Annotated in this window: 15 protein-coding genes; 5 read left to right on the forward strand and 10 right to left on the reverse strand. The window is 71.8% G+C overall.

Annotation, left to right across the window (positions count from 1 at the left end):
* The first annotated feature begins 46 nt into the window (after nt 1–46).
* Together ABD437_RS17580 and ABD437_RS17585 are read left to right on the forward strand one after the other, a co-directional pair.
* A complete protein-coding gene (locus ABD437_RS17580; protein ID WP_344649919.1) occupies nt 47–895 on the forward strand; it encodes a LysR family transcriptional regulator in 849 nt (282 codons plus the stop codon).
* Nucleotides 895–1,407, forward strand: a complete 513-nt coding sequence (locus ABD437_RS17585; protein ID WP_344649920.1) for a cupin domain-containing protein — start codon at nt 895–897, stop codon at nt 1,405–1,407. The genes ABD437_RS17580 and ABD437_RS17585 overlap by 1 nt, the downstream gene beginning before the upstream one ends.
* Here ABD437_RS17585 and ABD437_RS17590 read toward each other — a convergent pair.
* The gene (locus tag ABD437_RS17590) at nt 1,385–2,536 is read right to left on the reverse strand and encodes an acyl-CoA dehydrogenase family protein (protein WP_344650168.1); all 1,152 of its coding nucleotides are present in this window, start codon (nt 2,534–2,536) and stop codon (nt 1,385–1,387) included. The genes ABD437_RS17585 and ABD437_RS17590 overlap by 23 nt on opposite strands.
* Before the next feature lie 77 nt (nt 2,537–2,613).
* Between ABD437_RS17590 and ABD437_RS17595 the strand changes: the two genes are divergently transcribed.
* Nucleotides 2,614–3,417, forward strand: a complete 804-nt coding sequence (locus tag ABD437_RS17595) for an SCO6745 family protein (RefSeq protein ID WP_344649921.1) — start codon at nt 2,614–2,616, stop codon at nt 3,415–3,417.
* On the opposite strand, the gene ABD437_RS17600 is transcribed toward ABD437_RS17595, so the two are convergent.
* The 4 genes from ABD437_RS17600 to ABD437_RS17615 all read right to left on the reverse strand — a co-directional run bounded on the left by ABD437_RS17600 (nt 3,398) and on the right by ABD437_RS17615 (nt 6,153).
* Nucleotides 3,398–4,561 (reverse strand): pyridoxal phosphate-dependent aminotransferase, encoded by a 1,164-nt coding sequence (locus ABD437_RS17600; protein WP_344649922.1) that lies wholly within the window; start codon nt 4,559–4,561, stop codon nt 3,398–3,400. The genes ABD437_RS17595 and ABD437_RS17600 overlap by 20 nt on opposite strands.
* Before the next feature lie 9 nt (nt 4,562–4,570).
* Nucleotides 4,571–5,170 carry a MarR family winged helix-turn-helix transcriptional regulator gene (locus tag ABD437_RS17605; RefSeq protein ID WP_344649923.1) on the reverse strand — a complete coding sequence of 200 codons (600 nt, stop codon included), beginning with the start codon at nt 5,168–5,170 and terminating at the stop codon, nt 4,571–4,573.
* Nucleotides 5,171–5,180: 10 nt separating this feature from the next.
* Complete coding sequence (locus ABD437_RS17610; protein ID WP_344649924.1) at nt 5,181–5,729, reverse strand: carboxymuconolactone decarboxylase family protein; 549 nt, start codon at nt 5,727–5,729, stop codon at nt 5,181–5,183.
* A gap of 148 nt (nt 5,730–5,877) precedes the next feature.
* Entirely contained in the window at nt 5,878–6,153 is a 276-nt protein-coding gene (locus tag ABD437_RS17615; RefSeq protein ID WP_344649925.1) for a hypothetical protein, read from the reverse strand.
* Between the two features lie 188 nt (nt 6,154–6,341).
* Here ABD437_RS17615 and ABD437_RS17620 point away from each other — a divergent pair, with 188 nt between their 5' ends.
* Complete coding sequence (locus tag ABD437_RS17620) at nt 6,342–9,716, forward strand: pyruvate carboxylase (RefSeq protein WP_344650169.1); 3,375 nt, start codon at nt 6,342–6,344, stop codon at nt 9,714–9,716.
* Nucleotides 9,717–9,719: 3 nt separating this feature from the next.
* Here the strand turns inward: ABD437_RS17620 and ABD437_RS17625 are convergent, their stop codons facing one another.
* Both ABD437_RS17625 and ABD437_RS17630 read right to left on the reverse strand, forming a co-directional pair.
* Nucleotides 9,720–10,034, reverse strand: a complete 315-nt coding sequence (locus tag ABD437_RS17625) for a winged helix-turn-helix domain-containing protein (RefSeq protein ID WP_344649926.1) — start codon at nt 10,032–10,034, stop codon at nt 9,720–9,722.
* Entirely contained in the window at nt 10,031–10,480 is a 450-nt protein-coding gene (locus tag ABD437_RS17630; RefSeq protein WP_344649927.1) for a hypothetical protein, read from the reverse strand. Before ABD437_RS17630 ends, ABD437_RS17625 begins: the two co-directional genes overlap by 4 nt.
* A gap of 181 nt (nt 10,481–10,661) precedes the next feature.
* Here ABD437_RS17630 and ABD437_RS17635 point away from each other — a divergent pair, with 181 nt between their 5' ends.
* A complete protein-coding gene (locus ABD437_RS17635; RefSeq protein WP_344649928.1) occupies nt 10,662–11,054 on the forward strand; it encodes a DUF3592 domain-containing protein in 393 nt (130 codons plus the stop codon).
* Between the two features lie 16 nt (nt 11,055–11,070).
* Here ABD437_RS17635 and ABD437_RS17640 read toward each other — a convergent pair whose 3' ends face one another.
* The 3 genes from ABD437_RS17640 to ABD437_RS17650 form a co-directional block, all read right to left on the reverse strand.
* Nucleotides 11,071–11,547 carry a (2Fe-2S)-binding protein gene (locus ABD437_RS17640; RefSeq protein ID WP_344649929.1) on the reverse strand — a complete coding sequence of 159 codons (477 nt, stop codon included), beginning with the start codon at nt 11,545–11,547 and terminating at the stop codon, nt 11,071–11,073.
* Complete coding sequence (locus ABD437_RS17645; RefSeq protein WP_344649930.1) at nt 11,540–13,783, reverse strand: molybdopterin cofactor-binding domain-containing protein; 2,244 nt, start codon at nt 13,781–13,783, stop codon at nt 11,540–11,542. Before ABD437_RS17645 ends, ABD437_RS17640 begins: the two co-directional genes overlap by 8 nt.
* A 121-nt stretch (nt 13,784–13,904) precedes the next feature.
* A complete protein-coding gene (locus ABD437_RS17650) occupies nt 13,905–14,420 on the reverse strand; it encodes an alpha/beta hydrolase (RefSeq protein WP_344649931.1) in 516 nt (171 codons plus the stop codon).
* Between the last annotated feature and the right edge of the window lie 37 nt (nt 14,421–14,457).

Raw genomic sequence — 14,457 nt, forward strand, 5'->3', positions numbered from 1 at the left:
GATCGTGATCGCGACCCATCACGGATGCTGATCAATCGAGGTGGAGATGAGCTTGGACATCGGGCCGCTGCGCAGCCTCGTCGCGATCGACGACTGCGGCGGCTTCCAGCGGGCCGCGCGGTCGTTGCAGCTGAGCCAGAGCGCGATCAGCCAGCACGTCCGGCGGCTGGAGTCGGCGGTCGACCGGCCCCTGGTCGTGCGGCACGGGCGCGGCTCACGCTTCACGCCCGACGGTGAGCGGCTGCTGGCCCACGCCCGGCGCATCCTCGCCGTGCACGACGAGGCGCTGCGCGCGTTCGGCGTCGAGGCGGAACGGGTGGTGGTGATCGGGTCCACCGAACACGCGGCCACCCAGCTGCTCCCGTGCCTGAGCGCGGCGCTGGGCGCCACCACCCGCTTCCGCATCGACCGCGGTACTCGGCTGCGTGCCGCGCTGGCGGCCGGCTCCATCGACCTCGCGCTGCTGCTGGGCCCGGCCGGCGAGCCGCGCACGGTGCCGGTCGGCGAGCTGGAGCTCACCTGGTACGCCGCCCCCACCTGGACACCGCCCGCGCCGGGGCGGCCGATCCCGCTGGCCGCGTTCGACGACCCGTGCGCGCTGCGGACCCGCGCGCTCGAGACGCTCGCCGAGGCCGGTGTCCCGGCCGAGATCAGTGCCGAGTCCGCGCAGCTGGCCGGGGTGCACGCCACGGTCGGCGCCGGCCTGGGCGTGGCGTTGCTGGCCACGCTCGGCCAGACCCCGGAAGGGCTCGCGCCGCGCTTCGACCTCCCGCGGGCACGGCCGATCCCGCTGCACCTCGGGGTCCGGCCGGGGCTGGCCCCGGAGGTCGTGCAGGCGGCCGCGCGCGCGGTCGCGCGCCTGATCGACGTCGATGTTCTCGCGAAAGGTGCCTGATGTCCTCTCCGTTCCACGTGCCCGCCGGCTCACGCACCCCCAGCGGGGTCGTGCTCCCGACCGACATCGACCCCTTCCACCGGCGCCTGCACCGCATCGCCCCGGCCGGCCTGATCGGGAACACCACCCAGACGACGGGGATGCGTCGCGTCGAGGCGATCAGCGGCAAGACCGTGGGCGCGCGGAACCTCTGGATGGGACAGACGCACGTCCCGGCGTCGACGAACTCGGCCAACCACCACCACGGCGCGTCGGAGACCGCGATCTACGTGGTGTCCGGCACCCCGGCGTTCGTGTTCCTCGACCTGGAGGGCGACGAGCCGGTCGAGACCCGGATCGAGACCGGCCCGGGCGACTACGTGTTCGTGCCGCCGTGGGTGCCGCACCGCGAGGAGAACCCCGACCCCGACGTCGAAGCCGTCGTCGTGATCGCACGCACCACCCAGGAAGCGATAGTGGTGAACCTCGACGAGCTGAGCTGGGACGGAGTCACCCCAGACCGCCCCGCTTGACCAGCTGCGCGGCGATGACGTTGCGCTGGATCTCGTTGGTGCCCTCGCCGACGATCATCAGCGGCGCGTCGCGGAAGTAGCGCTCGACGTCGAACTCGGTCGAGTAGCCGTACCCACCGTGGATGCGGACGGCGTCGAGCGCGACCTCCATCGCGGTCTCGGACGCGAACAGCTTCGCCATCCCGGCTTCGAGGTCGGCTCGCTCGCCGGACTCGAGCCGCGAGGCGGCGAACAGGATCAGCTGCCGGGCGGCGGTGAGCTTGGTGGCCATGTCGGCCAGGTAGTTGCCGATCGACTGGTGCTGCCAGATCGGCTTGCCGAACGATTCCCGCTCCTGGGCGTAGCGCAGCGCGTCGTCGAAAGCCGCCTGCCCGACGCCGAGCGCGCGTGCCGCGACCTGGATGCGACCGGTCTCCAGGCCGGTCATCATCTGGGCGAACCCCCGGCCCGGTTCGCCGCCCAGCACGGCGTCGGCCGGCACGCGCATGTCGTCGAGAAGGAGTTCGCAGGCCTCCACACCCTTGTAGCCGAGCTTCGGCAGGTCTTTCGAGACGGTCAGCCCGGGCCCGGGCTCGATCAGCAGCACGGAGATACCCCGGTGCGGCGGTGACGCGGACGGGTCGGTCTTGCACAGCAGCGCGATCAGCCCGGAGCGGCGTGCGTTGGAGATCCAGGTCTTGGAACCGTTGACCGTCCACCCCTCCGGGGAGGGCTCCGCGACCGTGGCCATGTTCTGCAGGTCCGAACCGCCGCCCGGCTCGGTGAGCGCCATCGTCGCCCGCAGCTCGCCGGTGGCCAGCCGGGGCAGGTAGCGGTCCTTCTGTTCGGCCGTGCCGTAGGTGAGCAGCAGCTTCGCGACGACGGTGTGGCCGCCCATCGCCCCGGCCAGCGACATCCAGCCGCGCGCGAGCTCCGCGGTGACCAGCGCGTAACACGGCATCGACACCGGTGCCTCACCCCACGGCTCCGGGATCGCCAGCCCGAAGATGCCGAGCGCCTTCATCTGCTCGATGAGCGTCTCCGGGTAGGTGTTCGCGTGTTCCAGCTCGCGCACCACCGGCTTGACCTCGCGGTCGACGAACTCCCGCACGGTCGCGACGACCTCGCGCTCTTCACTGCCCAGCACAATGTTCTCCCGGAGGTGTCCGATCGGGGTCGCCGAGTTCGTAGCGGGGCTGAAAGGCTACCCGCCGAAGGAGCGCCGTCATGATCTCCCGCCGTCTGTACGACCTGCTCGAGCCGATCTGCCTCGTCACCTACTTCCAGGACGAGTGCAACGAGGAGCTGGCCGCGCTCGGCCACCGCACCTACTGGGACGGCTACTTCGCCAGCCGCGCCGCGCCGCTCGGGCGGGTGCCGGCGGAGGTCGTGCACGCGGCCTTCTACAGCTTCGCCGAGGGGGAGGCCGCCCGGCACATCCCGAGCGCGTGGGAGACGATCCCGCCCGAGGCGTCGGTCGCGGCGCGCGAGCGGGGCAGCGCGGCGTCGCTGCGGCGGATCCTCGGGGAGCTCGCCGACTCGCCCGGCCTGGTGCGCGCCGCCGACCTCACCACCCGGGCGGCGACCAGCGCGTCCACCGCGGGCCGGGTGATGTACGCCGGGATGCGCACGCTGCCGGTGCCGAGCGATCCGGTGGCCCGGCTGTGGCACTCCGCGACGATGCTGCGCGAGCACCGCGGCGACGGGCACATTGCCGCGCTGCTCTCGGAGGGCATCGGCGGCACCGAGGCGCACCTGCTCTCCGCGCTGGACCTGGGCATCTACCCGGCGGAGACGTTCGGGCGCGTCCATCACCTGCCGGCGGAGCGCCTGGCCGCGGTGATGGACGGCCTGCGCGAGCGCGGTCTCGTCGACGCCGACGGCCGGTTCACCGACGCCGGCCGCGCGACGAAGGACCGCATCGAAGCACGCACCGACGAGCTCGCCGCCCCGCCCTACGAGGCGTTGTCGCCCGCCGAGCTCGACGCGCTGATCACCGAGCTCGAACCGCTCAGCGCCGCTTGTCGATGAACGGGGCGAGACGCTCCAGGGCCTCCTCGATCCCGGCCGTGGCACCGGCGAACGAGATGCGCAGGTAACGCCCGCCCTCGACCGGGTCGAAGTCGATGCCCGGGGCCACCGCCACGCCGGTCTCGCCGAGCAACTCGTACGTGAACCGCATCGAGTCGTCGGTCAGGTGCCCCACGTCGGCGTAGACGTAGAACGCACCGTCGGCCGGCGCCAGCCGGTCGATGCCCAGCGTCGGGAGGCCGTCGAGCAGCAGCGCGCGGTTACGCGCGTAACGCTCGACGTGCGAGTCGGCCTCGGCGTACGACTCGGGCGTGAACGCGGCCACCGCCGCGTACTGCGGCAACGCGGGCGGGCAGATCGTGAGGTTGCCGGTGAGCCGGTCCACCGCACGGCGCAACGCCTCCGGCACCAGCAGCCAGCCGAGGCGCCAGCCGGTCATCGAGAAGTACTTCGAGAACGAGTTGACGACGATCGCCTCGCGGGAGGTCTCCCAGGCGCAGGCGGTCGCGGGGGAGCCGAGGTAGCTCAGGCCGTGGTAGATCTCGTCGCTGATCAGCCAGATCCCGCGCTCGCGGCAGTAGGTGGCGAGCGCGGCGAGTTCGGCGGCGTCGAGCACGGTGCCGGTGGGGTTGGCCGGGCTCGCGACGACCAGGCCGCGCACCGGCTCGTCGAGCTCCTCGAGCATCGCGACCGTGGGCTGGAAGCGGGTCTCCGGCCCGCACGGCAGCTCGACGACCTCGCAGCCCAGCGCGGTGAGGATGTTGCGGTAACACGGGTAGCCGGGGCGGGCCATCGCCACCCGGTCGCCGACGTCGAACGCGGCCAGGAACGCGAGCTGGAAGCCCCCGGAACCGGCGGTGGTGACCACGACGTCGTCCGGGGTGACGTCGAGGCCGTACACCCGGCCGTAGTGCGACGCGATGACCGCGCGCAGCTCCGGGATGCCGAGCGCGACCGTGTACCCGAGCACCTCGGTCTCCAGCGCGGCCGCGGCGGCGGCACGCACCGGCGCCGGCGCGGGCGTGGAGGGCTGGCCGGCGGAGAGGTTGATCAGGTCGCCGTGCGTCCGCGCGCGGTCAGCCGCGGCGGCCCAGACGTCCATGACGTGGAACGGCTCGATCCCGGAGCGGAGGGAACTGTGCACGCTCCCTTTTTATCTCGGTAGCTCGTGGTCCGGGCAGGTCACCCGCAGCTCGGCGTCGCCGAACGGTTCGTCGACGAACTCGCAGTGGTGCGGCCGGCCGGTGCCCGGATGCGCGTCGGGCCGGTAGAAGCGGCAGGTCAGGCACATCTGGGAGACCGGGATGAGCCGGCGGTCCTGCAGCTCGCGCATCAACGTGACAGTGCTCTTGAGCATCGTCGCGAAGTCGTCGTCGCCCAGCGTCTCCACCGCACCGCTGAGCTGCTCGGACGCGACGTTCACCCGGGCGGCCTCGGCGGCTCCGGCGTCGGTGAGGCGGAGCAGGAGGACGCGTGCGTCCTCCGGGCTCTTCGTGGCCTCCAGCAGCTCCTTGCGGCGCAGGACCTTGACCGCGTCGGAGACGGTCGGCGGCGTCGACGCGAGCGCGGTGACGATGTCGCCCTGGCGCAGCGAGCCGCGGCCGCCGTGCAGCAGCGTGAGGATGTCGGCCTGCAGCGGGGAGAGGTTGTGCGGCCCGGCGTTGCGCCAGGCCTCCATGCGGACGGCCTGGCCCAGCCGGGCCAGCCCCACCAGGAGCTGGCTGGCCGGCGGTGGTCCGGGCACGTCCGACATGGCACTCAACCTAGTGGTTGATGATCACGCCGGGCACCGGCGGGAAGTCCAGCGTGGTCTGGCCGACGGAGTTGAAGTAGTTGGTGAAGGTGTTGAGGGCGACCGCGGCGACGATCTCGCCGATCTCGCCGTCGCTGTAGCCGGCGCTGCGCACGGCCGCGAGGTCGTCGTCGCTCACGAAGCCCTTCGTGGTGATGACGGCCTTCGCGAACGTGAGCGCGGCCTCGGTCTTCGGGTCCGACGCCCGGGCGCTGCGCCCGGCGGCGAGGTCGGCCTCGCTGACCCCGGCCTTCGCGCCGAGCACGGTGTGCGCGGCCAGGCAGTAACCGCAGTCGTTCTCGACCGCGGCGACCAGCGCGATCTGCTCCTGCACCCGGCCGGGCAGCCGGCCCTTGGAGAGGGCGCCGCTGAACTGCAGGTAGGCGTCGAGCACGGCCGGCGAGGAGGCCATCGCACGCATCATGTTCGGCGTGGTGCCGAGGGCGCGCTCGACCTTGCCGAGCAGGGCGCGGGCCGGCGGCTCGGCGACGGCGGGGTCAACGGTGGCGAGGCGGGGCATGGCGCACGTCCTTCGTTTGGCACTGCCAAGTATCTCTTGGCAGTGCCAACAATACGGCGCCCACGGCTCCCGGCAAGAGGAAAGTGGCGCGGGTTACATCGGTCGGCGGTGGCGCCGGAGGGCGGTGGGCCGCCCTCCGGCGGGCCGGTCAGTCGGTGGCGGCCGATCGGCGCAGGTCATCGGTGGTGACGCGGTAGATCTTCAGCAGATCCGCGGCGGCCCGCGTTCCGTGGTTGTCGACGAGGTCGGCCAACGCGGCGATCGCCTCCCGGGCGTTCCCGGAGTCGCGGGCACCCCTCGCGTACTCGCTGACCGCACGCTGTGCCCGCTCGGCGCGGAGCTCGGAGGGGGTGGGGAGGAGCGCGTCGATCGTGTCCAGCGACGCGAGGGTTCGTGGGTCGAGGGGCGGTTCGGATGGGGTCACGTCCGGTTCCTGCCTTCCGCTGCAAGGGTGTTCCGGGACCGCCATGTTGTCCCGGTGCGTCGGTGGGCCCGAAGGTGCCTACGTCCGCTCATAGATCTCTGGTCACATAGGGCGGCGGCGTTGTCAGGGGTGGGGAACTGGACAAGACTCGCGGTGACGTGGGAGTTCCCGAGCTCCGGGGGAAGCTGATGTTCCGCAAGCTGCTGGTGGCCAACCGGGGCGAGATCGCGATCCGGGCGTTCCGGGCGGCGTACGAGCTGGACGTCGCCACCGTCGCGGTGTTCCCGCACGAGGACCGCAACTCGCTGCACCGCGCGAAAGCCGACGAGGCGTACCAGATCGGCGAGCCCGGCCACCCGGTCCGCGCGTACCTGTCGGTCGACGAGATCATCCGGGCCGCGAAGAAGGCCGGCGCGGACGCGGTCTACCCCGGCTACGGGTTCCTCTCCGAGAACCCGGAGCTCGCGCACGCCTGCCGCGAGGCCGGCATCACGTTCGTCGGCCCACCGGCCGAGGTGCTGCACCTGACCGGCAACAAGGCGCGCGCGGTCGCGGCCGCCCGGGAGGCCGGGGTTCCGGTGCTGACATCGTCCGCGCCGTCGTCGGACGTCGACGAACTGCTCGCCACCGACCTCGACTTCCCCGTCTTCGTCAAAGCCGTCGCCGGCGGTGGCGGCCGCGGCATGCGCCGGGTCGAGCACCCCGACGGCCTGCGCGAAGCGATCGAGGTCGCGATGCGCGAAGCCGAGTCCGCGTTCGGCGACCCGACCGTCTTCCTCGAACAGGCCGTGGTCAACCCGCGCCACATCGAGGTGCAGATCCTCGCCGACGGCGCCGGCAACGTCGTCCACCTCTACGAGCGTGACTGCTCGGTGCAGCGCCGCCACCAGAAGGTCGTCGAGATCGCCCCGGCGCCGAACCTCGACCCGGCGCTGCGTGACCGCATCTGCGCCGACGCGGTGAACTTCGCCCAGCGCATCGGCTACGTCAACGCCGGCACCGTGGAGTTCCTGCTCGACGAACGCGGCAACCACCACTTCATCGAGATGAACCCGCGCATCCAGGTCGAGCACACGGTCACCGAGCAGGTCACCGACCGCGACCTGGTCATCGCCCAGCTGCGCATCGCGTCCGGGCGGACGCTGCCCGAACTGCACCTCACGCAGGACGACATCACGCTCAACGGCGCCGCGATGCAGACCCGCATCACCACCGAGGACCCGGCCAACGGCTTCCGGCCCGACGTCGGCACGATCTCGGTGTACCGGTCGCCGGGCGGGCCGGGCGTGCGCCTGGACGGCGGCACCGTGCACGTCGGCGCCGAGGTCTCCGCGCATTTCGACTCGATGCTGGTGAAGCTCACCTGCCACGGCCACGACTTCGCCAACGCCGCCCGCCGGGCCCGGCGCGCGATCGCCGAGTTCCGCATCCGGGGCGTCGCCACGAACCTGGCGTTCCTGGCCGCGGTGCTTGAGGACGAGGACTTCCAGGCCGGTCGGGTCACCACGAGTTTCATCGAGGACCGCCCGCACCTGCTGCGTGCCCGCCCGTCGGCCGACCGCGGCTCCCGCGTGCTGCAGTACCTGGGCGAGGTGACAGTCAACCAGCCGAACGGGGCGCGGCCCGTCGTCGTCGAGCCGTCCCGGAAACTGCCCGACCACGTCGATCTGGACGCGGAAGCGCCGGCCGGATCCGCGCAGCTGCTCCGTGAACTCGGCCCCGAGCGGTTCGCGCGGTCGTTGCGTGAGCAGACCGCGGTCGCCGTCACCGACACCACGTTCCGCGACGCTCACCAGTCGCTGCTCGCCACCCGGGTGCGGACGAAGGACCTGGTCGCGGTCGCACCCTACGTGGCGCGCACGGTGCCCCAGCTGCTCTCGCTGGAGTGCTGGGGCGGCGCCACCTACGACGTCGCGCTGCGGTTCCTGGCCGAGGACCCGTGGGATCGGCTGGCCGCGATCAAGGCCGCGGCGCCGAACATCTGCACCCAGATGCTGCTGCGTGGCCGCAACACCGTCGGGTACACGCCGTACCCCACCGAGGTGACCGACGCTTTCGTCCAGGAGGCCGCGAACAGCGGCATGGACATCGTCCGGATCTTCGACGCGCTCAACGACATCGGCGAGATGCGCCCGGCGATCGACGCGGTGCGCGGCACCGGCACGATGCTCGCCGAGGTGGCGCTCTGTTACACCGCCGACCTGTCGGACCCCGGGGAGAGCCTCTACACGCTCGACTACTACCTGCGCCTGGCCGAGCAGATCGTCGACGCCGGCGCGCACGTGCTGGCGATCAAGGACATGGCCGGGCTGCTCCGCCCGCCGGCGGCCCGGACGCTGGTCACGGCGCTGCGTGAACGCTTCGACCGGCCGGTGCACCTGCACACCCACGACACCGCGGGCGGCCAGCTCGCCACGCTGATCGCGGCGATCGACGCCGGGGTGGACGCCGTCGACGGCGCGGTCGCGTCGATGGCCGGCACGACCTCGCAGCCGTCGCTCTCCGCGCTGGTCGCGGCCACCGACCACACCGCGCGCGCCACCGGGCTCTCGCTGGCCGCGGTGAGCGATCTGGAGCCGTACTGGGAGGCCGTGCGCAAGGTCTACGCGCCGTTCGAGTCCGGGCTCGCGTCGCCGACCGGGCGCGTCTACACCCACGAGATCCCCGGTGGTCAGCTGTCGAACCTGCGTCAGCAGGCGATCGCGCTCGGCCTCGGCGACCGGTTCGAGCTGATCGAGGACTGTTACGCCGCCGCCGACCGGATGCTGGGCCGGCTGGTGAAGGTCACGCCGTCGTCGAAGGTCGTCGGGGACCTGGCGTTGCACCTGGTCGGGGCGGGCGTCAGCGCGGCGGACTTCGAGAAGGACCCGGCGAGTTTCGACGTGCCGGACTCGGTCGTCGGGTTCCTGCGTGGCGAGCTGGGCACGCCGCCCGGGGGCTGGCCGGAGCCGTTCCGCACCCGGGCGCTCGAAGGCCGGGCGCCGGCGGCCGACAAGGCGTCGCTGTCCGACGAGGACCGCGACGGCCTCGCCGCCGATCGGCGCGCGACGCTCAACCGGTTGTTGTTCCCCGGCCCGACCCGCGACTTCGACACCCACCGCGAGCAGTACGGCGACACCTCGGTGCTCAGTTCGAAGGACTTCTTCTACGGGTTGGAGGAGGCGAAGGAGCACACGGTCGAGCTCGAGCCGGGCGTCACGCTGCTGATCGAGCTCGAAGCGGTGTCCGGACCGGACGAGCGGGGCTACCGGACGCTGCTGACGACGCTGAACGGGCAGTTGCGCCCGGTGTCGGTGCGCGACCGGTCCGTCGCCTCGGAGGTGACGGCGGCCGAGAAGGCCGACCGGGCGAACGACGCCCACGTGGCCGCGCCGTTCGCCGGCGTCGTCACGCTGCAGGTCGGCGAGGGCGACGAGGTGGCGGCCGGGCAGGTCGTCGCGACGATCGAGGCGATGAAGATGGAGGCCTCGATCACCGTGGGCCGCGCGGGCACGGTGCGTCGCCGGGCGATCGGCGCGGTGCAGCAGGTGGAGGGCGGCGACCTCCTGATCGAGCTGGGCTGAGCGCTACTCGGGCCGGGCGGTCGTCTGCCCGGCCTGAGTGGCGATCTGCTGCAGCCTGGCGATGTGCGCGCTCAACGCGACGCGCCCGGCGTCGGACAGCCTGATCCAGGTGCGTGGCCGCTTGCCGACGTAGCCCTTGCGTACCTCGACGTGCCCGGTCTCGCTCAGGCTCGAGATCCGCTTCGACAGCGCCGAGTCGGTGAGCTGCACCGAGTCGCGCACGAAGGCGAACTCCGCCCACTCGGTGCCGGCCAGCAGCGCCACGATCGAGAGCCGCACCGGCTCCAGGAGCTGCTGGTCCAGCTGCGGCTCGGTCATCGCCGGGCCAGCATGCGGTGCTCCCACCACGGCCCGGCGAACGCGAGCAGCAGACCGCCCACGATGGAGACGCCGAGCGCCAGGTGCGGAACGTCCAGGCGCATCAGGACGAACATCAGCACGAGCGACCCCAGTACGCCGATCAGACCCAGGCGCACCTGCCGCGAGGCGCTCTGGCGCCGCGGCTGGGTGCGCCGGCCGAGCAGCGGAGCGCCCCACCGCGTGGTGGAGAGGACCGCCAGGACGATCAGTAACCCGACGATCGTCGTGCCCCAGTCGTCGAGAAAGCCCGGGGCGAACTCGCCGACGAGCCCGTAGGCGATCACCGCCGCGCCGCCGCCGATCCACCACCACCGCGACGATCGCGAACCGTCCACCGACTGCTGCGTCCGCGTCTCGACGTCGCGCAGTGCGTGCTGGGCTTCCTCGGGGGTCGGTACCGACATGACGTCCTCCAGCGCTTCGGGGAAGTACTTTCTCCACTAGAAAGTACTTCGCGCTTTCCGTAGGAGCAAGTATTTCCCGGAACGGCGGTCGACCGCGTCGGCGATCCGGTCCACAGTCGCCGGACGACGGCTATCCGACATCGGTCGGAGCACGGAGGAGAGCCCGGATATCTTGCGGGGCATGGACGTCCTCTTCCTGCTCGTGATCGTGCTGTTCATCGCCCTGTTCGGCGGGCTGACGGTGCGCGACCTCGCGCGCATGAAGGGCTGGCCGGCGACGTCGGCGACCGTCGTCGACAACGTGTACGACCCGCACCGGGGTGAGAACGGTGGCGGCATGTACCAGTCGATCGTGCAGTTCCACACCCCGGACGGCCGCGTGATCCGCTCCAGCGACCGCAGTTGGAGCGGCCGGCCGTCGTACCGGACCGGGACGGAGCTCACGGTCCGGTACGACGTGAACAACCCCGAACGGGTGGTGGTGGGCCGCAAGAACACGGTGATCTGCGGCGTCGTCACCGTTGTCCTGGTCGCGTTCCTGGTTCTCGCCCTGACCCGCTGGCCGATCATGTGACGTCGAGCTGACGGCCTTACATCTTCGCCGCGCCCGCGCGGACCGCCTCACGGATGCGGACGTACGTGCCGCACCGGCAGATGTTGCGTAACCCGTCCAGATCCGCGTCGGTGATCTCGCGCCCCTCGGCCTTCACCCGCTCGACCAGCGCGACCGCCGCCATGATCTGCCCCGGCTGGCAGTAGCCGCACTGCGCGACGTCCACGTCCAGCCAGGCCTCCTGCATCGGGTGCAGGTCCTTGCCGACGGTGGCGGGCAACCCCTCGATCGTGGTGACCTCGTCGGTCGGCTTCACGTTCCCGACCGGGATCGCGCACGGGTTCACGGCCTTGCCGTTCAGGTGGCTGGTGCAGGCTTTGCAGACGTTGATCCCGCACCCGTACTTCGGGCCGGTGATGCCCAGGACGTCGCGGAGCACCCACAGCAGACGGACGTCGTCGGGGACGTCGACCGTCACCTGCTCGCCGTTGACGCGGAACGTGTGCTCAGGCATAGCTCAATCCGTCCGTGGGAGAGGGCGGGACCGGCGGGATCGTCGGCTTGACCGGGAACGAGACCGTGCCGTGGTTGATCGGGAAACTCGTCGGCATCCGCCCGGTCGCGCGCCCGTACGCGCAGGCCACGGCGGCGAACGCGGTGGCCACGCCGAGTTCGCCGGCGCCGCCGGGGTGGTCGGAGGAGTTCGGCAGCACGATGACCCGCAGGTCCAGCGGGGTGTTCCACTGGCGCGTGTAGAAGTAGTTGTCCCAGGAGGCCTCGAGAAAGTACCCGTCCCGCAGATGCAGGCTCGAGGTCAGCGCCAGCGCGATCCCGTCGGAGATGCACCCCATCATCTGGGCCTCCAGGCCGCGGGGGTTCACGGTCAGGCCGACGTCCACGGCGAAAACGACTTTGGTGACGCGCGGCCCGGTCACGCCCTCGCGGACCTTCCGGCCGACCGTCCCCGGCCGGTTGTCGATCTCGACCAGCGCCGCGCTCACCGACTTGTACTCGGTGTGCAGCGCGATGCCCTGGGCGGTGCCCTCCGGCATCGACCGGCCCCAGTCGCCCACGTCGGCGACCTTGTCCAGCGCCGCCCGGGCCCGGGAGTCGTGCAGCAGCCCGCGCCGCAGTTCGTACGGGTCCTGGCCGAGGGTGGACGCCAGCTGATCGATCATCAGCTCACGCGCGCACGTCACGTCGGGGGAGTAGACGTTGCGCATGCTGCCGGTGTTGAAGCCCGTGCCGGTCTCGGCCAGCAACCGGCTCACCGCCCCGAACTTGTACGGCGTCGACTGGCTGAGCTGGAAGAACGTCTGCGAGAACCCGGCGTCGCCGACGGGCAGCTTCGCCACCACCGCGGTGAAGATCTCCCCGAGCCCGTGGCTCAGGTCCGTCGACACGCTCGTGTGCCGCTGCTCGAAGCTCACGACTTTCCCGCCGACGTGGGACAAGCGCACGCGCGAGGTGGCCATCGGGTGCGTGCGGCCCTGCCGGGCGTCGTCGGCGCGGTGCCACAGCAGTTTCACCGGCTTGCCGACCGCCTTCGACACCTCGGCGGCCTCCAGTGCGGCGTCGAAGAAGAGCTTGCGGCCGAACGAACCGCCGCTCTCGACGACGTGCACGGTCACCGCCGACACCGGTAACCCGAGCTTCGCCGCGATCGTCTGCTGGGCCACGATCGGCGACTTCAGCCCCGCCCAGATCTCGGCGCGGCCGGCACGCACGTCGGCGACCGCGCAGTTGGGCTCCAGCGCGCTGTTGCCCCGGAAGTAGAACGTGAACGTGCTCTCCAGCGTCGGCGTGAGCGGTTTCGGCCCCAGCGGCAGCTCGGCCCGGCGGAGCTCGGCGAGCACGTCCGCGTCGGACTTCCCCTCCGCCGTTCCGGGTCCCCAGTCGACGCGGAGCGCGCGCACACCGTCGATGCACTGACCGAACGTCTCGGCGCGGACGGCCACCCCGGTGGAGATCGTCACCACGTCGGTGATGCCGGGCATCGCGCGGACCTCGGCCAGGTTGGCCACCGAGCCGACCGTCCCGTTGAGGGTGGGCGGACGGCACACCATCGTCGGTTTGGCGCCCGGCACGTCGAGGTCCATCGCGAACGTCTTGCGCCCGGTCACCGCGGCCAGCGCGTCGATCCGTTTGCGTGGCGTCCCGATGACGGTGAAGTTCTTCGGTGCGGTGAGCTGCACCGCCACGCGCTCGTCGACGCCGCTCGCGGCCTTGACGGCGAGGTCGCCCAGCGACAGTTTCCGGCCGGCGCGGTCGCTGACGACGCCGTCGGTCAGCGTGAGCGCGGTGGTGCCGAGCCGGGCCGCGGCGGCGTCCAGGAGGCGTTTCTTCGCGACGGCCGCGGCGACCCGGATCGGCAGGTACGTCGAGAACGTGGTGTTGGAGCCGCCGGTGAGCTGGTTGAACACCAGCTCCGGGCGGGCGTCGGCGAGCGTGACCCGCACCCGGTCGAGCGGCACCGAGAGCTCCTCGGCGATCAGCATCGCGGTCGAGGTGGTGATGCCCTGCCCCACCTCGGCGCGGGGCAGGGCGAACGACACCGAGCCGTCGGCGTTCACGACCACGGAGATCAGGTTCGCGGTCGGCGCCGCCGCGAGCGTCATCGCGTCGTTGAGGTCGACGATCTCGGTGATGTCGAACGCCTCCGCGGCCCCGGCCGGGAACAGTTCCGCCGCCGCGACCAGGGTCGGCGCGGCCAGCACGTACCCGAGGAACCGCCGTCGTCCGATCTCCATGCGTGCACCTTGCCCTAGGAGGGACGGTTGGTGGCGGGAATGTCGATTTTAGTCGTGTTGCTTTCCGTGAGGTAGGAGAGAATGGAGTGACGGACGCAGTACCGGTGAGGCGCCCGGCCGCTCAGGGCCAGCGGATCGTGGCCAGGAACGCCTCGACGGCCTCGGCGACCCGGCCCAGCACCGCGATCGAGTCGGCGAGCGGCCCCGGCACGTACATCCCGTGGTCGGCGTCCGCGACCTCGACCACGTGCGGGGTGAGCCGCCGCGCGACCGCCCCGTCCCACGCACTGTCGGCGGTGCCGCCGACGAGCAGGAACGGCGCACTCGCCCGCTCCAGGGCGTCGACGACCTCCGGGGTGGTGAGCAGCGGCGTGAGCCAGACCGCGGGCAGCGACCGCTCCGCGGCCAACGGCGCCGCGAGCGTCCCGAGCGACTTCCCGATCAGCAGCGGGGCGCCGCCCAGCAGCGGCGAGATCTGCGCCCGCACCCAACTCACCGGCGTCGACACCGGCGGCGTCTCCGACCAGTCGTGCCGGTGCACCCGCGCCCCCCGCCGCCCGGCGACGTCCCCGGCGTACATCGGCAGCGGCGCACCGGGCCCGAACGCCCGACCGGGTATCACGACCGCGTCCGCCATGACGGGGACTCTAGGCGCAGCGGCGACCCCGCGGGAG

This window comes from Cryptosporangium japonicum (genome assembly GCF_039524755.1).
GTDB classification, from domain to species: domain Bacteria; phylum Actinomycetota; class Actinomycetes; order Mycobacteriales; family Cryptosporangiaceae; genus Cryptosporangium; species Cryptosporangium japonicum.